Raw genomic sequence first — 24340 nt, 5'->3', positions numbered from 1 at the left:
CGACGCCTCCTCCGACATCCACTCGCAACCGATCCGACGATGAGCCAATACTGGAGTGCCGTGGTCCACGGCCTGACCCCCTATGTTCCCGGTGAACAGCCCAAGATTGCCAACCTGATCAAGCTCAACACCAACGAACATCCCTACGGGCCGTCGCCGCGTGCAATCGAGGCGATTCGGGCGGAGGCGTCGGATACGCTGCGCTTGTACCCGGACCCGACTGCCGAACGGCTGAAGCTCGCCCTCGCCGCCCGCTATGGCGTGACGGCGAAGCAGGTGTTCGTCGGCAACGGCTCGGACGAGGTGCTGGCCCACGCCTTCATGGCATTGCTCAAGCACGACCGTCCGCTGCGCTTCCCGGACATTTCGTACAGCTTTTATCCCGTGTATTGCGGGCTGTACGGCATCGATTTCGAGACCGTCGCACTCGACGAAAACCTGGCGATTCGCACCGAAGACTACCTACCGGAGGACAACGGTGCTGCGGGCGGGATCATCTTCCCGAATCCGAACGCGCCGACCGGCCGCGCGTTGCCGCTCGCCGAGATCGAGCGCATCGTCGCCGCGAACCCGCAATGCGTGGTGGTGATCGACGAGGCCTATGTCGACTTCGGCGGCGAATCGGCGATTCCGCTTGTCGCCCGTTATCCGAATCTGCTCGTCGTACAGACTTTCTCGAAGTCGCGCTCGCTGGCGGGCCTGCGGGTCGGCTTTGCGATCGGACATCCCGACCTCATCGAGGCGCTCGACCGCGTCAAGGACAGCTTCAATTCGTATCCGCTCGATCGTCTGGCGATCGTAGGCGCCGTGGCGGCGATCGAGGACGAGGAGTATTTCGAGCGGACTCGCCATGCAGTGATGGCGACGCGCGAACAGCTCGTCGCGGACCTCGCATCGGTGGGTTTCGAAGTCCTGCCGTCGACGGCGAACTTCGTGTTCGCGACGCATCCGACGCGTGATGCAGCGGAGCTTGCGGCGGAATTGCGCAAGCGGGCGATCATCGTGCGGCACTTCCGTCAGCCGCGGATCGAGCAGTTCCTGCGGATCACGGTGGGGACGGACGATCAGTGCAAGGCGCTGATCGGGGCGTTGAGGGAGATTCTGGGGTAAGGGTTAATTTGGATCGGATGTTGTGGCGTCGACCCGCCCCTTTACCGGAGTATTCCGCGGCTCGTTGGCGCAAGCGGACGCCTCGCCACGAAATACCCCGGCAAAGGGGCTAGGCGCGGGTTGAGGCGGCAGCCTCACGGCAATTTGCACGCGCATTTTTGAATTGGGCGCGCGTTACAACTTCAATCGCACAAACCCTGAACGAAGGTAGCGCCCGTCGTGGTGGCTTTCGGGGCGAGGCGTCCGCTTGCGCCAACGAGCACCGGAAGCCACCGCGGCGGGCGCGGTTTAGCTGCCGGACAAGCCTCTTACCCGCGCTTTACCCTCGCAACCGCATCTCGGCAGAACGGGCGTGCGCCTGCAGCCCCTCGCCATGAGCCAGTGTCGAGGCAACGCGCCCCAAAGTCTGTGCCCCCGCTTCCGAAATCTGGATGATGCTGGTCCGCTTCTGGAAATCATAAACCCCCAGCGGCGAAGAGAAACGAGCACTGCGCATCGTCGGCAGCACGTGGTTCGGGCCGGCGCAGTAGTCACCCAACGCCTCAACCGACCAGTGGCCGACGAAGATCGCGCCCGCGTGACGGATCTTGTCGATCCACGCTTCCGCGTTGTCCATCGACAGCTCGAGGTGCTCCGGCGCGATGCGGTTGGCGATCGCGCAGGCCTGCTCCAGACTCTCGACGTGGATTAGCGCGCCTCGGTTCGCGAGCGACGCGGCGATCGTCTCGCGACGCGGCATCGTCGGCAGCAGGCGCTCGATCGACGCGGCGACCGCGTCGATGAAACCGGCGTCCGAGCACAGCAGGATCGACTGCGCGAGCTCGTCGTGCTCCGCCTGCGCGAAGAGGTCCATCGCGACCCAGTCGGCGTGGCCGCTGCCGTCGGAGATGACCAGCACTTCGGACGGGCCCGCCACCATGTCGATGCCGACCGTACCGAACACGCGGCGCTTGGCTTCGGCGACGTAAGCGTTGCCCGGGCCGACGATCTTGTCGACCTGCGGCAGCGTCTGCGTGCCGTAGGCGAGCGCAGCGACGGCCTGCGCGCCGCCGATCGTGAAGACGCGGTCAACGCCGGTGATCGCGGCGGCCGCCAGCACGAGCGGATTCTTCTCGCCGTTCGGCGTCGGCACCACCATGATCAGTTCGCCCACACCCGCGACCTTGGCGGGAATGGCGTTCATCAGCACCGAACTCGGGTAGGACGCCCGACCTCCCGGCACATACAGGCCCACGCGATCGAGCGGCGTGACCTTCTGGCCGAGACGCGTACCGTCGGCCTCGGTGTAATCCCACGACTCGGCGCGCTGGCGCTCGTGGTAGATGCGCACGCGGTCGGCCGCGATCCGCAGCGCTTCGCGCTGCTCGACGGTCAGGCTGTCGAGCGCGGCCTTCAGCTCGGACTTCGGCAGTTCGAGCTCGGCCATCGAGCTCACGTCGAGGCGGTCGAAGCGGCGCGTGTATTCGATGACTGCCGCGTCGCCGGTCGTGCGCACCGCGCCCAGGATCTCGGTGACGGCGCTATCGATGCGCGCATCGGCCGAACCTTCGAAGGCCAGCAGGGCGTCGAGGGTCGGGAGGAAGTCGGGGTCGCGCGCGTCGAGGCGGCGGATCGTGGCGGCAGCAGTCATTTCACGGCTCCGGCAAAGGCATCCAGCACCGGCTGGATCAGTTCGCGCTTGAGCTTGAGGGAGGCCTGATTGACGATCAGGCGCGAGCTGATCGGCATGATCTCCTCGACTTCCTCGAGGTTGTTGGCGCGCAGCGTGCCACCGCTCGATACGAGGTCGACGATCGCGTCGGCGAGGCCCACCAGCGGCGCAAGCTCCATCGAGCCGTACAGCTTGATCAGGTCGACGTGCACGCCCTTCTCGGCGAAGTGCGCCTTGGCGCTGTTGATGTACTTGGTCGCGACGCGGATACGTCCGCCCGGGCGCGTCGCCGCCGCATAGTCGAAGCCCTTCTGCGTCGCGACGCACAGGCGGCACTTTGCAATGTTCAGGTCGAGCGGCTGGTACAGCCCTGCCCCGCCATGTTCGAGCAGCACGTCCTTGCCGGCGATACCGAGGTCCGCGGCGCCGTATTGCACATAGGTCGGGGTGTCGGTGGCGCGCACGATGACGAGCCGCACGTCCGGCCGGTTCGTGCCGATGATGAGCTTGCGCGAGGTTTCCGGGTTGTCGGTCGGCGTGATGCCGGCTGCCGCGAGCAAGGGCAGCGTTTCCTCGAAGATGCGGCCCTTGGACAGGGCGAGGGTGATGCTGGACACGGAAGGTGCCTCGGGAAAATTCGGATCGGTATTGTAACCCGGCGCGGCGCCTCGGCTGGCGCGCCGCCCGTGAGGTTACGCCAGGCGGCGCACGCGGGCGCCGAGCGCCGCGAGCTTCTCTTCGAGCCGCTCGTAGCCGCGGTCGAGGTGATAGATGCGCTCGATGATCGTCTCGCCTTCGGCGATGAGGCCGGCGATCACGAGGCTGGCCGAAGCGCGCAGGTCGGTTGCCATCACCGTGGCCCCCTGCAGTTGGCCAACGCCTTGCACGACCGCGGTGTTGCCGTCGATGCGGATGTCGGCGCCGAGGCGCTGCAGTTCGACCGCGTGCATGAAGCGGTTCTCGAAGATCGTCTCGCGGATCACGGCCGTGCCGCCCGCGACGGCGTTGATCGCCATGAACTGGGCCTGCATGTCAGTCGGGAACGCCGGGTAAGGAGCCGTACGAATGCTCACCGAGGTAAGCCGCTCAGGTGCCTTGAGGCGGATCGCGTCGCGCTCGCTGACAATGTCGCAACCGGCATCCATCAGCTTGTCGACGACGGAATCGAGGTAGCACGATGAGGTGCCGGTGAGGCGGATTTCGCCACCCGTCGCGGCTGCCGCACACAAGTAGGTGCCGGTTTCGATGCGGTCCGGCATGATGCGGTGCGTCGTGCCGGAAAGGTGGTCGACGCCGCGGATGCGGATCACGTCGGTGCCGGCGCCCGAAATGCGGGCGCCCATTGCGACGAGACAGTTCGCGAGGTCCACCACTTCGGGCTCGCGCGCGGCGTTCTCGATGATCGTTTCGCCGTCGGCGAGACAGGCAGCCATCATCAGGTTCTCGGTGCCGGTCACCGTCACCATGTCGGTGAAAAGCCGTGCGCCTTTCAGCCGCGGTACCTGCGCATGCACATAGCCGTGCTCGACCGTGACCTGTGCGCCCATCGCCTGCAGACCCTTGATGTGCTGGTCGACCGGACGGGCGCCGATCGCGCAGCCGCCGGGCAGGCTCACGCGGGCCTCGCCGCAGCGCGCGACCAGCGGTCCGAGCACGAGGATCGACGCACGCATGGTCTTGACCATCTCATACGGCGCGACCGGGTTGTCGAGCGCGGAGGCGTCGAGCGTGACCGTATCGCCTTCCCGCGCCACCTTCACGCCCATCTGCCCGAGGAGCTTCAGCAACGTGCCGATGTCCTTCAACTGCGGCACGTTCGTGAACGTGATCGGCTCGCGCGTCAGCAGCGCGGCACAGAGGATGGGCAGCGCAGCATTCTTCGCGCCGGAAATGGCGATCTCGCCCGACAGGCGAGCGCCGCCTTCAATCAGAAGCTTGTCCATCGCGCGCGGCTCAGAATCCGAGGTCGGTCCGGACTTCGGCCCACTTGCCCGGCGTGTAGGTCTGCAGCTGCAAGGCGTGGATTTCGTTGCCCATGAGCTTGCCGAGCGTCGCATACACGGCCTGGTGCTGGCGCACCTTCGGCTTGCCTTCGAACTCGGCGCTGACGACGATGCCGGTGAAATGCACACCATCGTCGCCTTCGATTGCCACGAATTCGCAGGCCATGCCCTGCTCGATGAGACGCTTGATTTCTGCTGCTTCGAACATGTTGATTCCCTCAAGCCCGCAGTTTGTAACCCCGGGCGAGCATCGCCAGGGTCAGCACCGCGAGTAACACGAAACTGACGCTCACGACCGTCAGGCTCAGCCACGGCGACACGTCGGACTGGCCGAAGAAGCCGTAGCGGAAACCGTCGATCATGAAGAAGAACGGATTGATGTGCGAGACCTCCTGCCAGACCTGCGGCAGGGTATGGATCGAATAGAAGACGCCGGACAACATCGTCAGCGGCATGATCAGGAAGTTCTGGAAGGCCGCGAGCTGGTCGAACTTGTCGGCCCAGATGCCGGCGATCACGCCCAATGAACCCAGGATACCCCCGCCGAGGACCGCGAAGGCGACGATCCAGCCGGGCGACGAGATCGGCAGCGCGACAAAAGGTAGCGACACCAGCAGCACGCCGCAGCCGACGAAGAGGCCGCGCGCGACCGAGGCGATCACGTAGGCGGCATAGAACTCGCGGTGGGACAGCGGCGGCAGCAGCACGAAGATGATGTTGCCGGTGATCTTGCTCTGGATCAGCGACGACGAGCTGTTCGCGAACGAATTCTGCAACAGCGACATCATCACGAGCCCCGGTACGAGAAAGGTGGTGTAGGCGATCTCGCCGTAGACCGTGACATGACGCTCGAGGACATGCGAGAAAATCAGCAGGTACAGGATCGCATTGAGCACCGGCGCGCCGACCGTCTGGAAGCTGACCTTCCAGAAGCGCAGCACTTCCTTGTAAAGCAGCGTACGGAACCCGAGCAGGCGCGCCTCATGCATGGCTCATGACCTCCATGAAGACACGCTCGAGGTCCGCGTCGCCGAGCCGCATCTCGAGGATGCTCGCGCCGGCTTCGCGTACGCGCGCAAGCAGCGGTTCAACATCCTCGAAACGCTCCAGCGGGAACTCCATCCAGCCATTGCCGGCGCCGTTCGCTCCCAGCGCCACAGCGAGCTCGGGGCGGTCGAGCCGCAGGCCGAGGCTGTGCGTGGCAAAGCGACGCAACAGGTTGTCGGTGGTGTCGAGTGCGACGACGCGTCCCGCCTTCAGCATCGCGATGCGGCCACACAAGGCTTCGGCCTCTTCGAGGTAGTGCGTGGTCAGGACGATCGTATGGCCGTCACGGTTGAGCTTGCGGATGAACTGCCACAAGCCCTGGCGTAACTCGACGTCCACGCCGGCGGTCGGCTCGTCGAGCACGATCACCGGCGGACGATGCACCAGCGCCTGGGCAACCAACACGCGCCGCTTCATGCCGCCCGACAAGGTGCGCATGTTGGCGCCCGCCTTGGCGGTGAGATCCAGGTTCGTCAGGATCTCGTCGATCCAGTCGTCGTTGCCGCGGATGCCGAAATACCCGGACTGGATCCGCAGCAGTTCGCGCACCGAGAAGAAGGGATCGAACACCAACTCCTGCGGCACGACGCCGAGATTGCGCCGCGCATTGCGGTAATCCGTGACGACGTTGTGCCCCATCACTTCGAGGATGCCGCTGTCCGGACGGACGAGGCCGGATAGCGCAGAGATCAGCGTGGTCTTGCCCGCGCCGTTGGGGCCGAGCAAGCCGAAGAATTCCCCCTGCGCGACTTCGAGGTCGACGCCGGCCAGTGCCTTCAGGGTACCGTAATGTTTGGTAACCGAAACGATACGGATCGCGGGAAGCGTCATCGATCCGGATCGCTTTCAGGCCTGGGCCGGAATGAGTTCATCGACGCCGTACAGGGCGGCGAGACTGCAAAGCCCGCCTGGCATCCCCCGTTGCGTCAGGGTGTGGCCCGCGCCCCGCGCGGTACGCAACCAGTCGATAAGGACCGCGAGTGCAGCCGAGTCGGCCTCGGTAACGGCGGAAAGATCGATCGTGAGATCGCCCTTGCGTGCCAACTCGCGCCCGCGCTCGCGCCATTCGCCGACACTGGCAATCGTCAACGGCCCCTGCAGGGCCAGCACTTGGGCATCGGCCGGGCTCATGAACGCGACACGGCCTCCAGGTCGCGGTTCTTCTGCTCGAGCGAGCGGATCAGCCCGTCGACGCCGCCCACGCGGATTTCCTGGGCGAAGGTGCCACGATAGTTGGTGACGAGGCTGACGCCGGCCACGACGACGTCGAACACCTTCCAGCCGTCGGGAGTCTTTTCCAGCGAGTAGTCGATGCCGATCGGCTGGGAACCGGCTTGGCGGACTTCCGTCTGCACGCGCACCGAACTGTCGGTCTCCGCGAATTTCAGCGGCTTGTACTGGATCGTCTGGTCGCGATACTGCGTCAGCGCGTTGGAATAGGTGCGCACGAGCAGGGTGCGGAAGGCATCGACCAGCTTGTCCTGCTGCTCGGGCGTCGCACTGCGCCAGTCCTTGCCCACCGCCAGCATCGTCATGCGGCGGAAGTTGAAGTGCGGCAGCACCTTGTCTTCGACCAGGTTGATGACCTTGCGCGTGTCGCCCGACTGGATCGAGCGGTCCTTGCGGACGATCGTCAGCACGTCGTCGCTGACTTCGCGCACCAGCGCATCGGGCGCCTTCGCGGCATCGGCCGCATGCACGGCAGGCGCCAGGAAGAACAACGTGGAAAGCAGCAGGAAAAACCTTTTCATCCTTATCACCTCAAGGGGCGGCGCGATATCAGTCGCGGCGCTCGCCCAACTTCACCAATTCAAGATCACCCAGCGCGGCCTGCACGCCGACATCGGTGGCGTAGCCCGGCGGCAAGGCGGCGCCCCCGTTCGAATCGAAATCCTCGGCCGGTGGATTGCCGTCATAGACGCGGTAGCGACGCTGCTGCAGATAGAAGTCGCGCGCGTATGAATACTTGTCCAGCGTCCCTTCCTCGAGCGTCTTGTCGATGCCCAGAAGGTTCGCGCGCGCGTTGACGAGCCGCAAGGCGGTCAGGCTGTTCCGCAGCGCGATGTCCTTGATGGCCCAAACGTTGTCGCCAAAAGTCACATCGACCGGCAACACGGCCGCATCACGGATCGTCCGCGGCCCGAAGAAAGGCACGATGAAATACGCGCCCTCTCCGACCCCCCAGCGCCCGAGCGTCTGGCCGAAATCCTCGTCGTGCTTGTCGAGACCGACTTCGGTCGCGACGTCAAACATGCCGAGGATGCCGACCGTCGAGTTAACCACGAAACGCCCCCAATCGCTCAGGGCGTCGACCACCTTGCCTTGCAACAGATTATTGCCGCCAATCCACAGATCGCCGACATTCCCGAAGAAATTGCCGATCCCGGTGCGCACGGGCAGCGGCGTGGCGGTCTCGTAGGCCTGCGCGACCGGTCTCAGCACGGCCTCGTCGACCTTTTCGTTGAAACCGAACATCGCGCGGTTGTAGCTTTCCAGCGGGTCGTCCGGGTTCGCGAACTTCACGGAGCACGCGCCCAGCAGCAGCACGCAGGCGGAAAGCGCGGCCGTCAGGATCCGGTTGGGGGAGGATTTCTTGCTCATTCTTGTTCTTTAGTGGGCTGCCCCGTTCGCCGCAGGCGTTTCGGACGCCTTGCTGAACAGGAACTGGCCGATCAGCTTTTCCAGGACAACCGCCGACTGGGTGATCTGCACCGCATCGCCGGACTTCAGCGGCTCTTCGTCGCCGCCAGGTTCGAGCCCGACGTATTGCTCGCCGAGGAGCCCGGACGTCAGGATAGTCGCAATCGTGTCACGCGGAAACTGATAACGCGAATCGATCGAGAGGCCCACCACCGCGCGGTAACTCTTGGTGTCGAAGCGGATTTCGGTAACGCGCCCGACGACCACGCCGGCGCTCTTCACCGGCGCCCGGATCTTGAGACCGCCGATGTTGTCGAATTGGCCGGTTATCTGGTAGGTCTGCGCGCTATTGGCCGTGCCAAGATTGCCGACCTTGAGCGCAAGGAACATCACCGCGGCCATACCGATGACGACGAAGAAACCGACCCACAGGTCGAGCGTTGTACGGCTCATGACTGCCCTCGGAACATAAGAGATGTAAGCACGAAATCGAGCGCCAGGATTGCCAGCGCGGAGGTCACGACGGTGCGGGTGATCGCGCGGGACAGGCCTTCCGCGGTCGGCGTGCAATCGTAGCCTTCGAACACGGCGATCAGCGCAACGGTGGCACCAAAGACGAAGCTCTTGATCACGCCGTTCATGATGTCGAAGCGAAAATCCACCGCCGCCTGCATCTGCGACCAAAACGCGCCGTCATCGACGCCGATGAAGACGACGCCGATCAGCCAGCCGCCGAAGACCCCCATCGCGGAGAACAGCGCCGCGAGGAGCGGCATCGAGATCACGCCCCCCCAGAAGCGCGGCGCCACGACGCGGGCGATCGGATTGACCGCCATCATGTCCATGGCCTCGAGCTGCTCGGTTGTCTTCATCAGCCCGATCTCGGCGGTGACCGCGAGGCCTGCCCGGCTAGCGAACAACAGCCCGGCCACAACCGGGCCGAGTTCGCGCGTCAACGACAGCGCGACGAGCACGCCGAGCGCATCGCCCGAACCGTAGCGCTGCAGCGTCTCGTACCCCTGGAGGCCGAGCACCATCCCGACGAACAGCCCCGAGACAACGATGATCAGGAGCGACAGCACCCCCGAAAAGTAGATCTCGCGCACCGTCAGGTGCACGCGCGTCAGCGACTGCCCGGAATGACGCAGCAGCAGCATGAAGAAACGCGCCCCGAATCCGATTCGCCACACCGCCTCGGTGACCATGTTACCGAGACGACGCACGACATTCAGTATGCCGTTCATGCCCCCCTCCCGCCGATCAGGCTCTCTGCCAGCGGCTCCGCCGGGTAGTGAAAGGGCACCGGACCGTCGGGTTCGGCATGGATGAACTGGTACACCCACGGGTCCTTCGACGCGCGGAGCTCGTCGGGAGTCCCCTCTGCGACGATGCTGCCGTCGGAGACGAAGTAGATGTAATCGACGATCTGCAGCGACTCCATGATGTCGTGCGTCACCATGATGGTCGTCGCGCCAAGGGCGTCGTTGAGCTTGCGAATCAACTGGCCGATCACCCCGAGCGAAATCGGATCCAGGCCGGCGAAAGGCTCGTCGTACATGATCAGCATCGGATCGAGCGCGATCGTACGGGCCAGTGCGACGCGACGCGCCATGCCGCCTGACAGCTCAGCCGGCTTGAGCTGCGCCGCGCCTCGCAGCCCGACTGCATTCAGTTTCATCAGCACCATGTCGCGGATCAGGCTCGAGGGCAGGTCGGTGTGTTCGCGCAGCGGAAACGCGACATTCTCGAACACCGACATATCGGTAAAGAGCGCACCGAACTGGAACAGCATCCCCATGCGCCGGCGCAGCGCGTAGAGTTCGGCCGTCGACAGCGACGAGACGTTGCGGCCGGCGACTTCGACCGTGCCCGCAGTCGCGCGCAATTGGCCGCCGATCAGGCGCAGCAGCGTAGTCTTGCCGCAACCGCTCCCCCCCATGATCGCAACGACCTTGCCTCGCGGCACTTTCAGGTCGATTCCGCGCAGGACCTCGCGCTCGCCGTAGGCAAAGCGGACATCCTTCAGGCTTACCAGCAGATTTTCGGTTTCGGAGACCAAGTCCGGACGCCCTCGCGGAAACTCACAAACCATTAAGTTTAGCAGACGCAGTGCAGCAATCTGCCACCGTTGGGCAAATGTCGGCGTTGCAAGAGGCACGCACGAGGATTCCCCCGCGCCTCCCCATCGTCAGCCGTTGAGCAGGCGCGCTTCCGCCAGCTCGAGATCGGCAGGAACGCCGAGCAGGACCACGACGTCGCCCGCCAGCATCTGCGTCTCGACCCCCGGCAATACGCCGCGAATGTTGCGGCGCCGCACCGCAGAGACGGTCACGCGAAACTCCTCCAGCCCAAGCGCCCCGATCGTCTTTCCGACCGCATGAGCCCCGGCCGGCAGCGTCACGGTATGCAGGCGCATCTGGCCGGCATCCGGCCCATCGACCGCGTCGGAAGCACCGTGAAAGAAGCCGCGCATCAGCGCGTAGCGCTGGTTCCTGACGTCGCGGATGCGGCGGACCACGCGATTAAGCGGGACGCCGATCAACGCCATGGCGTGCGAGGCGAGCATGATGCTGCCCTCGAAGGCTTCGGGAACGACCTCTGCGGCCCCGGCCTGCTCCAGCCGCTCCATGTCTTTTTCGTCGCCGGCACGCGCGACGATCGGCAGATCCGGCCGCAGCGAAAGCGCGCGATGCAGCACCCGCAGCGCTGCATCGACGTCGGAAAACGAGATCACGAGCGCACTGGCGCGCATGATACCTGCCGCCATCAATGTTTCGTGGCGCGACGCGTCGCCGTAGACGACCGTATCGCCGGCCGTGCCAGCCTCGCCCACTCTTTCCGGATCGAGGTCGAGGGCGACGTAGCCGATGCCCTCCTGCTCAAGGAACCGCGCCATGTACTGACCACTGCGTCCGTAGCCGCAGATGATCATGTGGCGGGACGTGTTCATCGCCTGGGCCGCAACCCGCGTCAGTTCCATCGACCTCAACAGCCATTCGGACGCCACGAAGCGCATCACGATGCGATCGCTCGCCTGCACGACGAAGGGCGCGAGCAGCATCGACAGGACCAGCGTCGCGACGGTCACTTGCAGCAATTCGGGCGGCAGCAGCGCCAGGCCATCGACGTACGACACGATCACGAAGCCGAACTCTCCGCCCGCACACAGCCATAGGCCGGTGCGGAGCGCGGTCCCGGGCGAGGAGCCGAATGCCCGCGACGCCGCCACCACGATCGCACATTTGATCAGCAGCAGGCCCGCGACCATGCCGAGCACGGCCGGCAGGTTGGCGGCAATGAGCCGAAAATCGAGGAACATGCCGACGGTGACGAAAAAGAGGCCCAGCAGCACGTCGCGGAACGGCTTGATGTCCTCCTCCACCTGGTAGCGGAATTCCGTCTCGGAGATCAGCATGCCCGCGAGAAACGCCCCCAGCGCGAGCGAAAGCCCCACCTCCTCCGACAGCCACGCGAGCCCAAGGGTGATCAGCAGCACATTCAGCATGAAGAGCTCGCCCGAACGGCGCCGCGCGACAACCGTCACCCATATCCGCATCAGGCGCTGCCCGAAGACCAGCACCAGCGTTAGCAAGCCCGCCGCCTTCAGTCCGGCCAGACCCAGGGTGCTCGCCATTTCCGGCGCCGGGCGCGACAAGGCGGGGATCAGGATGAGCAGCGGCACCACCGCGATGTCCTGAAACAGCAGCACGCCGATGGTCTCGCGGCCGTGCCGGCTATCAAGTTCCATTCGGTCCGCGAGCAGCTTCGACAGGATTGCCGTCGATGACATGGCAAGCGCGCCACCGAGCGCGAGACTTCCGCCCCACCCTAGCCCGAAGGTCCTGCCCACCAGCATCACCAGTCCGATGCAGCCCAGCACCTGAGCCGATCCGAGTCCGAACACGATCCGCTTCATCGCCATCAAACGTGGCAACGAGAACTCCAGGCCGATCGAGAACATCAGGAAGACGACGCCGAATTCGGCGAGATGCCTTGCCCCTTCCGAAGCCGGCACGAGGCCGAGCGCATGCGGGCCGACGACGGTCCCGACCAGCAGGTAGCCGATCACTGGCGGCAGGTTCAGGCTGCGGAAGATCGCCACCATGACAACCGCCGCCGCCAGCAACAGCAGGACCAATTCCAGGGTATTCGGCATGGGGCTCCGGGCGTGGGTTGCGGCGCGCTCAGAACCGGGCGGGCGCACCCGTCTGATATACTCGTCCGACTTCGCCGGCGGCATTATCCCTGCCATATTCAGGGTTCATGGCGCGCGGCACGACACCGCACAGTTTAACCGCATCGAACGCCATGAACGCATCACAGCCGAAACCCGCACGCAAGACCGACGCCATCGCGATGGCACGTCGGGTGCTCCGCATCGAGGCCGACGCCGTCGCCGCCCTCGCCGAGCGCATCGGCAGCGAATTCGGGGCGGCAGTCGACATGATCCTCGGACGGCACGGCCGCGTCATCGTCACGGGCATCGGCAAGTCCGGCCACGTCGCACGCAAGCTGGCCGCGACGCTGGCGAGCACCGGCACGCCGGCCTATTTCGTGCACGCGGCCGAAGCGGCCCACGGCGACCTCGGCATGATCACGCCGGAAGACGTCGTAATCGCGTTGTCCAACTCCGGCGCAAGCGACGAACTGCTCACCATCGTCCCGCTCGTGAAGCGCCAAGGCGCAAAGCTGATCGCGATGACGGGCAATCCCGACTCACCGCTCGGACGCGAAGCCGACGTCCACCTCGACTCCGGCGTCAGCGAGGAAGCCTGCCCGCTCAACCTGGCCCCCACCGCCAGCACCACGGCGGCCCTCGCGCTCGGCGACGCGCTCGCCGTCGCGCTGCTCGACGCCCGCGGCTTCGGCGCCGAGGACTTCGCGCGCTCGCACCCCGGCGGCAGCCTCGGCCGCCGCCTGCTCACGCACGTCAGCGACGTCATGCGCGCCGCCGACCGAGTGCCGCGCATCCACGAAGACGCCCCGCTCACCGGTGGCCTGCTTGAAATGTCGCGCGGCGGCATGGGCATGACCGCTGTGGTCGACGCGGGCGACCGGATCGTCGGCATCTTCACCGACGGGGACCTGCGGCGCGCGCTGGAGCGCGGCTGCGACGCCCGCACGGCGAAGCTGGGTGAAGTCATGACGCGCAGCCCGCGCAGCATCGGGCCGCATGCGCTTGCCGTCGAGGCGGCCGAAGTGATGGAACGTCAGCGCATCAGCCAGTTGCTCGTGCTCGACGACGACGGCGGACTGGTCGGCGCATTGACCACCCACGACCTGATGCTCGCGAAGGTGATCTGATGCCTGAACTGCTGGCATTCGCTGCGGCCCCGGACCGCCTGCAGGTCCTACTGAACCCCCACCTCGCGTAAGCTGCGCTGTGCGACAGTCATTCCACAAACTCTATCCAATCATCGCTTTGCTCGTCGTTAGCGGGGCAACCCTGTGGCTCGAACGCATCACCGGTGGCGACGATACGCGTTCGGCCGGCCAGGTGCGGACCGAACCCGACTTCACGGCCGACCAGGTGCGAATGATCAATTTCGACAAGACCGGTCGTCAGCACTTTGAACTCTTCGCCGATCGCGTCATTCATCACCCGCAGACGAGCCTGACCGAACTCCAAAACCCGCGCTTGCGCTACGATATATCGGGCCGCGAGCTGAACATCACCGCACAACACGCGGACGTGCTCAACGAAGGCAACGAAGTGCGTATGTCAGGCAACGTCCATGCGCGCCGTGCGGCCATCCCAGGCAGCCCCGAACTCACGCTCGCCTCGGCCACGCTGACCGTCTGGCCCGACGACGAGAAGGCGCAGACCAACGATCCGGTCACCCTCACCCAAGGCAACAGCACCGCCCAGGGCGACGCGATGAAGGCCGACAACCTCTACGGTACCCTGGACCTGATCGGCAACGCCCGCATGAACATCGCACGCTCAACCCGGACCACACCATGAAGCGCTCTCTTCTCCTGAACCTTCCGCTACTGGCTGTCTTCGGTTTCGCCATGCATGCGGCGCATGCCGAGCGGGCCGACCGCTCGCAACCCGTCAATATCGAGGCGAGCCGCGGGTCGGTCGATGATCGCAACAAGGTCCACGTCTTTGAGGGCAACGTCGTCCTGACCCAGGGCACGCTCGTCATCAAGGGGCAGAAGCTCGTCGTGACGCAAGGCGCCGATGGCTTCCAGTCCGGCGTGGCGACCGGGACGGAGAAACAGCCGGCGACCTTCCGCCAGAAACGCGACAACAGCGACGAATACATCGAAGGCGAAGCCGAACGCATCGAGTACGACAGCCGCGCAGAACGTGCCCGGCTGTACAACCGCGCGTGGGTCAAGTCGGGCGGCGACGAAGTCCGCGGCCAGTACATCGAATACGACTCGATGACCGAGAACTACTTCGTCACAAACCAGCCCGGCAGCGCGGCGAACACGCGCGGCGCGGCGCCCGAGGGCCGTGTGCGTGCAGTGATCCAGCCGAAGAATTCCGGTGACGACAAGAACGAAGCCAGCGGCGAGAAATCGAAGAATCCCGGCAAGCAATAGCCGGTCACTGCAAGAGGAGAACGCATGGAATACGCAAACATCCTGGTCGAGACGCGTGGACGGGTCGGTCTGATCACCCTCAATCGCCCTAAGGCCCTCAACGCACTGAACGACCAGCTGGTGGACGAGCTCTGGGATGCGCTCGACCACTTCGAGGCCGACGAAAATTTCGGCGCGATCGTCATCACCGGGTCAGAGAAGGCCTTTGCGGCCGGCGCCGACATCGGCGCGATGGCGAATTTCTCGCACATGGACGCCTACAAGGGCGATTACATCACGCGTAACTGGGAACGGATCAAGACCTGCCGCAAGCCCGTGATCGCCGCGGTCGCAGGCTTCGCACTGGGCGGCGGCTGCGAACTGGCGATGATGTGCGACATGATCTTCGCCGCCGACACCGCGAAGTTCGGCCAGCCCGAGGTGAAGCTGGGCATCCTGCCTGGCGCCGGCGGCACCCAGCGCCTGCCCCGCGCGGTCGGTAAGGCCAAGGCGATGGACATGTGCCTCACCGCGCGCATGATGGACGCGGCCGAAGCGGAACGTGCCGGTCTGGTTGCGCGCGTCGTGCCCGCCGAGCGCCTGCTCGACGAAGCCGTCGAGGCCGCCACGGTCATCGCCGGCTACTCCCTGCCAGTCGTCATGATGATCAAGGAATCGGTCAATCGCGCCTTCGAAAGCAGCCTCAACGAAGGCCTGCTCTTCGAGCGTCGCGTCTTCCATTCGGCCTTCGGCCTCGAGGACCAGCGCGAAGGCATGGCAGCCTTCGTCGAGAAGCGCAAGCCGGAATTCAAGCACCGCTGAGCCACGCGGCGCCATCCCTCAGGCGGGCTCGGCCCGCCTCACCGCCCCGCCCCACTGGGCGCAGCAACATTCTGCTGCAAAGCCGCAAAGCGGGGCCCGGCAATCCTTCCCGTTGTAATTTTCGCGTAACCGGCGTCCGGCATCATGGCCGCCGGAGAACATGCAGTTCGCAAAACTACGGCGGTCCCGAATTGCATTTCGTTGCATTCGGAAACACAACAAAAACAGGCCGGTAGGAAATGCTTCACGGCACGGCTCCATTTGGGCAACCGGATTGCTGCAGCGCACAAACAAATATCTTGACAAGGAATCCGGTCCACCTATAATCGAGCTCATGTTGCGACGCATCATGCAAGATGAGCATAGCGAAGCAAAGTACCTTTGCCACACCATTCATCAGGAGATGAAATATGTTTGCTACCCCTGAGCAGTTCGCCGCAGCCAACAAAACCAACGTCGAAACTCTGCTGACCCTGGCCAACAATGCCTTCGCCAGCGCTGAGCGTTTCGCCGCCCTGAACCTGAACACGGCCCGTTCGCTGCTCGAAGACGGCCTGGCCAACTCCAAGGCCCTGCTGGGTGCCAAGGACGTCCAGGAACTGCTGAGCCTCCAGACCGCGCTGGTCCAGCCGCTGGTCGAGAAGGCCGTTGCCTACAACCGTAGCGTCTACGAAATCGCTTCGCAGAGCCAGGAAGAAGTCTCGAAGGTCGTTGAAGCTCAAGTCGCCGAGCTGAACAAGGCCATCGCCTCCGCTCTCGACAAGGCTGCCAAGTCGGCTCCCGCCGGTTCGGACGTCGCGGTCGCCGCCGTCAAGTCGGCCATCGCCGCCGCCAATAGCGCCTACGACAGCGTCAGCAAGGCTGCCAAGCAAGTCGCCGAAATCGCCGAAGCCAACGTCGCTGCCGCGACCAACGCGACCGTCAAGGCCGTGACCGCCTCGACCAAGGCCGCTGGCGGCAAGAAGGCTGCCTGATTGATGTGATCTGCCGGTGCCAGTCACCGGTAGCCACAGCAATAAAAAGCCCCGCAGGATCACCTGCGGGGCTTTTTGCTTTTGCGGGGGCCGAATGGCGCGTGCAGCCCCCTTTTCCGTCTCCTCGCGCCCTTATTCGCTTTTATTCTAGACCGCCGCCTTGTCCGGCGCACCCTCCTCGTCCTCGTCCGGCTTCTCTTCCTCGATCGAAAGGCTCAGCCCGCCGGATGATTCGACGGTCGGTTGCGCGCGATCGGCCTTGAGCTTGATCTGCAATCGCAGCTCGTTGGCCGAATCGGCATTGCGGATCGCCTCCTCGTAGCTGATGAATCCGGCGTTATAAAGGTCGAAGAGCGCCTGGTCGAAGGTGCACATGCCGAGTTCGCGCGATTTGGCCATGATCTCCTTGATCGACTGGAACTGGCCCTTGAAGATCATCTCGGAGATCGTCGGGGTATTGAGCAGCACTTCGATCGCGGCCTTGCGCCCGTTGCCGTCTTCGGTCCGAATCAGGCGCTGTGACACGATCGCCCGCAGGTTCGAGGACAAGTCCATCAACAGCTGGTTGCGCCGCTCTTCGGGGAAGAAATTGACGATGCGGTCGATCGTCTGGTTGGCGTTATTCGCGTGCAGCGTGCCGAGGCACAGGTGGCCGGTTTCGGCGAAGGCGATCGCGTGCTCCATCGTTTCGCGGTCGCGGATCTCGCCGATCAGGATCACGTCCGGCGCCTGGCGCAGCGTGTTCTTCAGGGCGTGCTCCCACGAGTGCGTGTCGACGCCCACCTCGCGGTGCGTGATCAGGCATTGCTTGTTCTTGTGCACGTACTCGACCGGATCCTCGACCGTGATGATGTGGCCGGGCGAATTGCTGTTGCGGTGATCGATCATCGCCGCAAGCGTCGTCGACTTGCCGGAGCCGGTACCACCGACCACCAACACCAGCCCGCGCTTGGTCATGATGATCTCGCGCAGCACGTTCGGCAGGCCGAGCTTGTCGATGCTCGGGATCTCGGAAGCGATCGTCCGGATCACCATGCCCACGTTCTGTTGCTGGATGAACACGTTGACGCGGAAGCGGCAGACATCGGGCAGCGAAATCGCGAAGTTGCATTCGAACTCCGCGTCGAATTCGGTGCGCTGGCGTTCGTTCATCAGGCTGTAAGCGAGCGAGCGCGTCACGTCGGACGTCAGGCGTTGCTGACTGAGCGCCTTCATGGTGCCGTGCGCCTTCATGCTGGGCGGAAAATCGACTGAGATGAAGAGGTCCGAACCGCCCATCTGGTGCATCGCCTTGAGCAGTTTGTGCATGTAGTTGCGGGCGTCTTCGTTGCTCAGTCCGGACGACATCTGAATTCCTCGATGGGATGGCAAACGCACCGGATCGAAACGTCCGGCGCTATCGGCAAAACGATGATTTTACGGCAGACACAGCGGCGGGCGGAAACCGGATCCCCGTATCAGGTCGACGCCGTGCAGGAGGAGGCGAAGGGAAGCGTGATTTCGACCGAAGCCCCGACCTGCGCGACACTGCCGCCCATTCCACTCACGCGCCGGCGCACGACCTCGAAACGCGTGTCCTGGAAGGGATCGTGTTCGGCGCAAACGCCCGGCTGGGTGCATTCGCAGCTGATGCGGATGACGGCCGAGGTGTCGCGCCCCAGCGTTTCGACCAAGATACGGCCGGTGCGCACGCCGGGACCGGCCGGACATTCGGTGCAGGCCTGCAGCACGTTCATGAGGACTTCGTTGAGATAGTCAGGAATCACCGTCAGCGCCGGAAGGTCCTCGGCCGGGCGGAATTCGACTTCGATCGAGCGGAAGCGGCGGTCGAAGCTGAGAAAGTCCAGAACTGCCTTGACCATCTGGTTGATGTCGACGAGTTCGCGGTTTTCGCGATGAGCAGCAGCGAAATCGGAGATATGGCGCGTCATGCCGGCAATGCGGCGTGTCTGTTCGAGGATTTCCGCCGGCTGGCAGGTCGTGCATTCGTTCTTGTCCCTCTGCCGCTGGATCTCCTGCGCCATCATCGAGATCGTCGCCAGCGGGTTGCCGACTTCGTGCGAGACGTTCGCCGCCATCGTCGCGAGCGCGGCCATCTTCTCACGGTGCCACCGGTCCTCGCGTTCGGTCGCGCGCTCTTGCGCACGCACCTGCAGGTCGATGACGCGCTGGCCGTAGCGCACGATCAGCAGCAGGGCGGCATAGAGCAGCGCGAGCAGGGCGCCAACGACCAGCAGGAAGCGATCGGAACTGCGGGACACCTTCTCCTGGTTCTCGGCCGAACGCCCGGCGAGGCTCTTCTGGTTGGCCGAGGCGAGTTCGGATATCTCTCCGGACACGGTTTTGATGCGGTCGACGAAGGCGGTGGCGTCCGAGTAGATCTCGAAGACACCGACGACCTTGTGGCTGTCCGCTTCGCGCACCGGCACGTAGCTGGAGATCAGATCGCGGTTCTCGACCACGCCTTCGAAGGAGCTGAAGCGGTCGCGGTGCGTGAGCTCGCTTGCCGGTTGGCCGGACATCGCGAGTTGCCAGCCGCGGTTGTCGGCCTTGTCTTCGCCGACCTGGGCGCGCTCGGACGAATAGATGGTGATGCCGCGCAGGTCGAAGACCTTGATCTTGAAGACGTTGCTCGCGTGCATCGCCACGAAGGCCTTGGTATCGAGTTCTGCAAAGCCCGGCAGTGCGGCGATCCGGCGGCCGAGCTCTGCGAAACATTCACGGCGCGCCCCACCGTCACCGCTCGCGCCGGCCGCAGGCAGGCTGCGGCAGCCGTCGATCGGGAGTTCCCGGGCACGCGCCATGAGCGGCCCGATGTCGGATTTCCAGAGCACGTTGGCCACGATACGCGTCAGCGCGACGTGGCTTCCTTCGTGCACCGCGAGCAGGTTCTCGCGCGCGCTCCGCTCCTGCTTGTCGGCAAGATCGGCCTGCGCTTGGGCAAGGAAGACGGCCTGCTCGCGCTGCACATCGGCAAAGAACGATTCTTCACCGCGCTGCAGGAAGAAAAGGACCATGCCGACGATGGCGAACGCCACCAGGCTCGTCAGCGTGAAGTAGCGCAGCAGGCGAAAGCGGCCGACGCGGGAAGCCTGCTGCTGGGCGTCCTGTGCCTGCCGCGAAACCTTGCCCCTGCGGTCCATCATCTGCGAGCCCTCCGATGACATGTTTCTTGCCGACCGGCCCGCGAGGCACGTCCGTCAGACGCTTTCCTGGCTGCCGTCCGGCGCCTCGGCGATGTCCGGCGCGCCGACATAATGCTGCGGGAAGAGCCGGCGCATCTCGCCTTCGATCCACTGCGACGCCCGCGAGTTGATCGTGCCGGCGTCGAGGCCGGTAGTGTCGATGACCGGCCCTATGCTTACTGTAATCTCACCGGGATATTTCAGGAAGGCGTTGCGGCGCCAGAATTCGCCGGCATTGTGGGCAACGGGCACCACCGGCACGCGGGCCTGTCTCGCGAGCACGGCTCCGCCGGGCTTGTAGCGCCGCGAGGTGCCCGGCGCCGTCCGGGTCCCTTCCGGGAACACGACGACCCAGAAACCTTCCGACAGGCGCGCCTTGCCCTGCTTGACCACCATCGACAGCGCGTTCTTGCCGGCAGCGCGATCGATCGCGATGCCGGGGATCTGTGCAAGCGCCCAGCCGAAGAACGGCACTCTCAGCAGTTCGCGCTTGAGCACGAAACACAGCGGCGGAAAGATCACCTGCAGCGCCATGGTTTCCCAGGCGGACTGGTGCTTGGAGAGGATCACCGAGGGCACGGTAGGGATGTTCTCGCGCCCGATGACCTTGAAACGGATACCGAGCAGGTGCCACACGAACCACATCACGAGCGGCACCCAGGAAGTGATGATGCGGTGGCGCACCCGGGGCGGGAACGGGAAGGCGAGCCAGCCGAAGATCGCGTACGGCGGCGTGACGATCGCAAGGACGATCGCGAACAGCAGGGAACGCAGGAGGACCACGATATCCTTCAGGCAGTAAGATCGGCGACGACGGCCGCCAGATCGGGATAGATGAGCGTGCCTTCGGGCAGCGCCGGGTCTTCGCGGGTCTTCTGCCCCTTGCCCGTCAGGACAAGATAGGGCTTGCAGCCGACTGCGACGCCCGCCTGCAGGTCGCGCAGGCTGTCGCCGACGCAGGGGACGTTATCGAGCACGACATTGAAGCGCTCGGCGATCTGCAGGAAGAGCCCGGGCTTGGGCTTGCGGCAGTCGCAGGTCGAGTCGGCGGCGTGCGGGCAGAAGAAGATCGCGTCGAGCCGACCGCCGACCTGGGCGAGGCTCTTCACCATCTTCTCGTTGATCGCGTTGAGGGTATCCATGCCGAAGAGGCCGCGCCCGACGCCCGACTGGTTCGATGCGACAACCACGCGCCAGCCCCACTGGTTGAGGCGCGCGATCGCTTCGAGCGAGCCGGGGAGCGGCTTCCACTCGTCGGGTGACTTGATGAACTGCTCGGAGTCGAAGTTGATGACGCCGTCGCGGTCCAGGATGATCAGTTTCTGCGGCATGGCATGGTTCCCGTCAGGAGGCGGACAGGCGCGACAGGTCGGCGACCTGGTTCATCAGGCCGGCGAGCTGGCGCAGGAGTGCCAGGCGATTCTGGCGCGTCATCGGCTCCTCGGCCATCACCATAACATCGTCAAAGAAGGTATCGACGGCGGTGCGTAGGCCGGCGAGCACGCACAGCGCGTCGGTGTAGTCCTCGTTCGCCATGTGCGAGCGCACGAGCGGCGCGACCTCGACGACGCGGTGGAAGAGCGCCTTCTCGGCGTCTTCCTGCAGCAGCGCGACGTCCGGCTCGGGTAGTTCGCCCTCGACCTTCTTGAGGATGTTGACGATGCGCTTGTTGGCGGCCGCGAGCGCTTCGGCTTCCGGCAGCGCGCGGAAGGTGCGCACGGCGTCGAGCTTGGCGGGGACGAGGTCCATGCGCATCGGGCGCAGCGCGAGCACGGCGTCGATGACGTCGACCGCGTGGCCGGCGTCGCGCAGCAGGTTTTTCAGGCGCTCGAACATGAAGTCGAGGAGCTGCGCTTCGAAGCCGGCAGCGGTCAGCAGACCGGGCTTGAAGCCGGCGGCGGCATCATCGATGAGCTCGGCGAGGTCGAGCGGCAGCGGCGTCTCGATCAGGATGCGCAGCACGCCGAGGGCGGCACGGCGCAGGCCGAAGGGGTCCTTGTCGCCGGTCGGAAGCTGGCCGATGCCGAAGAAGCCGACGAGCGCGTCGAGCTTGTCGGCGAGTGCGACGGCGCAGGCGACGTTGCCGGCGGGCAGCGCATCGCCCGCGAAGCGCGGCTGGTAGTGCGACTGGATCGCGTCGGCGACGACCTCGCCTTCCTTGTCGTTGAGCGCGTAGTAGCGCCCCATGATGCCTTGCAGCTCGGGGAACTCGCCGACCATGTCGGTGACGAGATCGGCCTTCGCGAGGCGGGCGGCGCGGCCGGCGGCAGTCGCGTCGCCATGCAGGCGCGTCGCGATGCGGGCGGCGAGGCGTTCGAGACGCTCGACGCGCTCGAGCTGGCTGCCGAGCTTGTTGTGATAGACGACGGGCGCGAGGCGCGGCAGGCGGCTTTCGAGGGTGTGCTTGCGGTCCTGCTCGAAGAAGAAGCGCGCGTCCGACAGACGCGGGCGCACGACGCGCTGGTTGCCGGTGATGATGTTCGACGCGTCGGCCATGCGCATGTTCGACACGATCAGGAAGCGGTTCAGCAGCTTGCCGGCGGCATCGAAGAGCGGGAAGTACTTCTGGTTCGCGCGCATCGTCAGGATCAGGCACTCCTGCGGCACGGCGAGGAATTCGGCCTCGAATTCGCCGACGTAAACGGTCGGGTGCTCGACGAGCGCGGTGACTTCGTCGAGGAGGTCGGCGTATTCGCCGAGGCTCGCGCCCTGCTCCGCGGCGGTCGCAACGAGCTGGCGCTCGATGTCGGCGCGGCGTTCGGCGAAGTCGGGGATCACCTTGCCTTCGGCGAGCAGCGTCGGCTCGTAGGCTTCGGCCGTCGCGAGCGCGATGTCGCCGCGGCTCATGAAGCGGTGGCCGCGGGTGACGCGGTCGGAGTCGAGGTCGAGCACGCGGCCCGGCACGACGCGCTCGCCATGCAGCATCGTGAGCTTATGGACCGGGCGCACGAACTGCGCGTCGCCCGAGCCCCAGCGCATCAGCTTGGGGATCGGCAGCGCCTTGACGGCATCCTGGACGATCCCGGCGAGCACGGCGTCGAGTGCGGCGCCGTCTTCAGTGCGGGTGTAGAACAGCGCTTCGGCCTTGCCGTCCGGGCGGCGCTCGAAGCTCGCCACGGCGTCGGCGCCGATGCCCTTGGCTTCGAGCTTCTTCAGCAGCGCGGGGGTCGGGCGGCCTTCGGCGTCGAGGGCGACCTGCACCGGCATGATCTTCTCTGTGACTTCGCGCGCGGGCGCTGCGGCACGCACGTGCGGCACGGTGATCGCGATCCGGCGCGGGGCGGCGAACCAGCGGAAGCCCCGGTCCTCGGCGAGGAGGTCACGCGCCTTGAGGCCTTCAAAGATCTTCGCGGCGAAGGTTTCACCCAGTCGCGGCAGCGCCTTCGGCGGGAGTTCTTCGGTCAGCAGTTCAACGAGCAGGGAGGCGTTCATCATGCGGCCTCCGTCTTGTTTGCGGCGGTGTTGAGCATCGGGAATCCCAGGCTCTCGCGGGAGTCGTAATAGGCCTGCGCGACGGCGCGCGACAGGTTGCGGATGCGCCCGATGTAGGCGGCGCGCTCGGTGACCGAGATCGCACCGCGCGCGTCGAGCATGTTGAAGCTGTGCCCGGCCTTGAGGACCAGTTCGTAGGCGGGCAGCGCGAGGCCGAGTCCGATCATGCGTTTGGCTTCGGATTCGTAGTTGCTGAACAGCGAGAAGAAGAACTCGACGTTGGCGTGCTCGAAGTTGTAGGTCGATTGCTCGACTTCGTTCTGGTGGTAGACGTCGCCGTAGGTGACTTTGCGACCGTCCGGATAGACCGCCCAGATGAGGTCATAGACGTTCTCGACCCCTTGCAGGTACATCGCGAGGCGCTCGAGACCGTAGGTGATCTCGCCCAGCACCGGCTTGCAGTCGAGGCCGCCGACCTGTTGGAAGTAGGTGAACTGCGTGACTTCCATGCCGTCGAGCCACACTTCCCAGCCGAGCCCCCAGGCGCCGAGTGTCGGGTTCTCCCAGTCGTCCTCGACGAAGCGGATGTCGTGCGCGTTGGTGTCGATGCCGAGCGCGCGCAGCGAGTCGAGGTAGAGCTCCTGGATATTCAGCGGCGAGGGCTTCAGGACGACCTGGAACTGGTAGTAGTGCTGCAGGCGGTTCGGGTTCTCGCCGTAGCGGCCGTCCTTGGGGCGGCGCGAGGGCTGGACGTAGGCGGCGTTCCATGGCTCGGGGCCGATCGCGCGCAGGAAGGTCGCGGTGTGCGAAGTGCCGGCGCCGACTTCGAGGTCGTAGGGCTGCAGCAGCACGCAGCCGCGATCGCCCCAGAATTGCTGGAGCGTCAGGATGACTTGCTGGAAGGTGGGTTTGTGCAGGGACATGGTCTCTCGGACAGCTTGA

25 protein-coding genes are annotated in these 24340 nt (G+C 65.1%); 6 read left to right on the top strand and 19 right to left on the bottom strand.

The window, feature by feature from the left end; translation table 11 throughout:
* Positions 1-39: 39 nt before the first annotated feature.
* A complete protein-coding gene (hisC, locus tag AZKH_RS03730) occupies positions 40-1110 on the top strand; it encodes a histidinol-phosphate transaminase (RefSeq protein ID WP_015434403.1) in 1071 nt (356 codons plus the stop codon).
* Between the two features lie 319 nt (positions 1111-1429).
* Here the strand turns inward: hisC and hisD are convergent, their stop codons facing one another.
* The 13 genes from hisD to AZKH_RS03665 all read right to left on the bottom strand — a co-directional run bounded on the left by hisD (position 1430) and on the right by AZKH_RS03665 (position 12607).
* Positions 1430-2740, bottom strand: coding sequence for a histidinol dehydrogenase (gene hisD, locus AZKH_RS03725; RefSeq protein ID WP_015434402.1), 1311 nt, complete (start codon positions 2738-2740; stop codon positions 1430-1432).
* Positions 2737-3378, bottom strand: a complete 642-nt coding sequence (gene hisG, locus AZKH_RS03720; protein ID WP_015434401.1) for an ATP phosphoribosyltransferase — start codon at positions 3376-3378, stop codon at positions 2737-2739. Before hisG ends, hisD begins: the two co-directional genes overlap by 4 nt.
* A 75-nt stretch (positions 3379-3453) precedes the next feature.
* On the bottom strand, positions 3454-4704 hold the full coding sequence (murA, locus tag AZKH_RS03715) for a UDP-N-acetylglucosamine 1-carboxyvinyltransferase (RefSeq protein WP_015434400.1): 1251 nt from the start codon (positions 4702-4704) through the stop codon (positions 3454-3456).
* 10 nt (positions 4705-4714) lie between these two features.
* Positions 4715-4972: a BolA family protein gene (locus tag AZKH_RS03710; RefSeq protein ID WP_015434399.1), complete on the bottom strand. Its 258-nt coding sequence runs from the start codon at positions 4970-4972 to the stop codon at positions 4715-4717.
* 10 nt (positions 4973-4982) lie between these two features.
* On the bottom strand, positions 4983-5753 hold the full coding sequence (locus AZKH_RS03705; RefSeq protein ID WP_015434398.1) for an ABC transporter permease: 771 nt from the start codon (positions 5751-5753) through the stop codon (positions 4983-4985).
* On the bottom strand, positions 5746-6642 hold the full coding sequence (locus tag AZKH_RS03700) for an ABC transporter ATP-binding protein (protein WP_015434397.1): 897 nt from the start codon (positions 6640-6642) through the stop codon (positions 5746-5748). The genes AZKH_RS03705 and AZKH_RS03700 overlap by 8 nt, the downstream gene beginning before the upstream one ends.
* A gap of 15 nt (positions 6643-6657) precedes the next feature.
* Entirely contained in the window at positions 6658-6942 is a 285-nt protein-coding gene (locus AZKH_RS03695; protein ID WP_015434396.1) for a lipid asymmetry maintenance protein MlaB, read from the bottom strand.
* Positions 6939-7562 (bottom strand): phospholipid-binding protein MlaC, encoded by a 624-nt coding sequence (locus AZKH_RS03690; RefSeq protein ID WP_015434395.1) that lies wholly within the window; start codon positions 7560-7562, stop codon positions 6939-6941. Before AZKH_RS03690 ends, AZKH_RS03695 begins: the two co-directional genes overlap by 4 nt.
* A gap of 28 nt (positions 7563-7590) precedes the next feature.
* Positions 7591-8412 (bottom strand): VacJ family lipoprotein, encoded by an 822-nt coding sequence (locus AZKH_RS03685; RefSeq protein WP_015434394.1) that lies wholly within the window; start codon positions 8410-8412, stop codon positions 7591-7593.
* Positions 8413-8421: 9 nt separating this feature from the next.
* Positions 8422-8904: an outer membrane lipid asymmetry maintenance protein MlaD gene (gene mlaD / locus AZKH_RS03680; RefSeq protein ID WP_015434393.1), complete on the bottom strand. Its 483-nt coding sequence runs from the start codon at positions 8902-8904 to the stop codon at positions 8422-8424.
* Positions 8901-9695 (bottom strand): lipid asymmetry maintenance ABC transporter permease subunit MlaE, encoded by a 795-nt coding sequence (mlaE, locus tag AZKH_RS03675; protein WP_015434392.1) that lies wholly within the window; start codon positions 9693-9695, stop codon positions 8901-8903. Before mlaE ends, mlaD begins: the two co-directional genes overlap by 4 nt.
* Complete coding sequence (locus AZKH_RS03670; protein WP_051071637.1) at positions 9692-10543, bottom strand: ABC transporter ATP-binding protein; 852 nt, start codon at positions 10541-10543, stop codon at positions 9692-9694. Before AZKH_RS03670 ends, mlaE begins: the two co-directional genes overlap by 4 nt.
* A 96-nt stretch (positions 10544-10639) precedes the next feature.
* On the bottom strand, positions 10640-12607 hold the full coding sequence (locus AZKH_RS03665; protein ID WP_015434390.1) for a monovalent cation:proton antiporter-2 (CPA2) family protein: 1968 nt from the start codon (positions 12605-12607) through the stop codon (positions 10640-10642).
* Positions 12608-12759: 152 nt separating this feature from the next.
* Between AZKH_RS03665 and AZKH_RS03660 the strand changes: the two genes are divergently transcribed.
* From AZKH_RS03660 to AZKH_RS03640, 5 genes are all read left to right on the top strand, one after another.
* Positions 12760-13755, top strand: a complete 996-nt coding sequence (locus tag AZKH_RS03660; protein ID WP_041655882.1) for an SIS domain-containing protein — start codon at positions 12760-12762, stop codon at positions 13753-13755.
* 79 nt (positions 13756-13834) lie between these two features.
* Complete coding sequence (gene lptC, locus AZKH_RS03655; protein WP_015434388.1) at positions 13835-14416, top strand: LPS export ABC transporter periplasmic protein LptC; 582 nt, start codon at positions 13835-13837, stop codon at positions 14414-14416.
* Positions 14413-15006, top strand: a complete 594-nt coding sequence (gene lptA / locus AZKH_RS03650) for a lipopolysaccharide transport periplasmic protein LptA (protein ID WP_015434387.1) — start codon at positions 14413-14415, stop codon at positions 15004-15006. The genes lptC and lptA overlap by 4 nt, the downstream gene beginning before the upstream one ends.
* Positions 15007-15030: 24 nt before the next feature.
* Complete coding sequence (locus AZKH_RS03645; protein ID WP_015434386.1) at positions 15031-15807, top strand: enoyl-CoA hydratase; 777 nt, start codon at positions 15031-15033, stop codon at positions 15805-15807.
* Between the two features lie 410 nt (positions 15808-16217).
* Entirely contained in the window at positions 16218-16781 is a 564-nt protein-coding gene (locus AZKH_RS03640) for a phasin family protein (RefSeq protein WP_015434385.1), read from the top strand.
* A gap of 147 nt (positions 16782-16928) precedes the next feature.
* On the opposite strand, the gene AZKH_RS03635 is transcribed toward AZKH_RS03640, so the two are convergent.
* From AZKH_RS03635 to glyQ, 6 genes are all read right to left on the bottom strand, one after another.
* Positions 16929-18128 carry a PilT/PilU family type 4a pilus ATPase gene (locus AZKH_RS03635; RefSeq protein ID WP_015434384.1) on the bottom strand — a complete coding sequence of 400 codons (1200 nt, stop codon included), beginning with the start codon at positions 18126-18128 and terminating at the stop codon, positions 16929-16931.
* Between the two features lie 110 nt (positions 18129-18238).
* The gene (locus AZKH_RS03630; RefSeq protein WP_015434383.1) at positions 18239-19927 is read right to left on the bottom strand and encodes a sensor histidine kinase; all 1689 of its coding nucleotides are present in this window, start codon (positions 19925-19927) and stop codon (positions 18239-18241) included.
* Positions 19928-19981: 54 nt separating this feature from the next.
* On the bottom strand, positions 19982-20749 hold the full coding sequence (locus tag AZKH_RS03625; RefSeq protein WP_015434382.1) for a 1-acyl-sn-glycerol-3-phosphate acyltransferase: 768 nt from the start codon (positions 20747-20749) through the stop codon (positions 19982-19984).
* An 8-nt stretch (positions 20750-20757) separates the two neighbouring features.
* Entirely contained in the window at positions 20758-21297 is a 540-nt protein-coding gene (gene gmhB / locus AZKH_RS03620; protein ID WP_015434381.1) for a D-glycero-beta-D-manno-heptose 1,7-bisphosphate 7-phosphatase, read from the bottom strand.
* Positions 21298-21310: 13 nt separating this feature from the next.
* Positions 21311-23401 carry a glycine--tRNA ligase subunit beta gene (gene glyS, locus AZKH_RS03615; RefSeq protein ID WP_015434380.1) on the bottom strand — a complete coding sequence of 697 codons (2091 nt, stop codon included), beginning with the start codon at positions 23399-23401 and terminating at the stop codon, positions 21311-21313.
* Positions 23398-24321, bottom strand: coding sequence for a glycine--tRNA ligase subunit alpha (glyQ, locus tag AZKH_RS03610; protein WP_015434379.1), 924 nt, complete (start codon positions 24319-24321; stop codon positions 23398-23400). Before glyQ ends, glyS begins: the two co-directional genes overlap by 4 nt.
* Positions 24322-24340: the final 19 nt, after the last annotated feature.

The sequence above is a fragment of the Azoarcus sp. KH32C genome (assembly GCF_000349945.1).
Lineage (GTDB): Bacteria > Pseudomonadota > Gammaproteobacteria > Burkholderiales > Rhodocyclaceae > Aromatoleum.
This window is presented reverse-complemented; position numbering and strand designations above follow the sequence as displayed.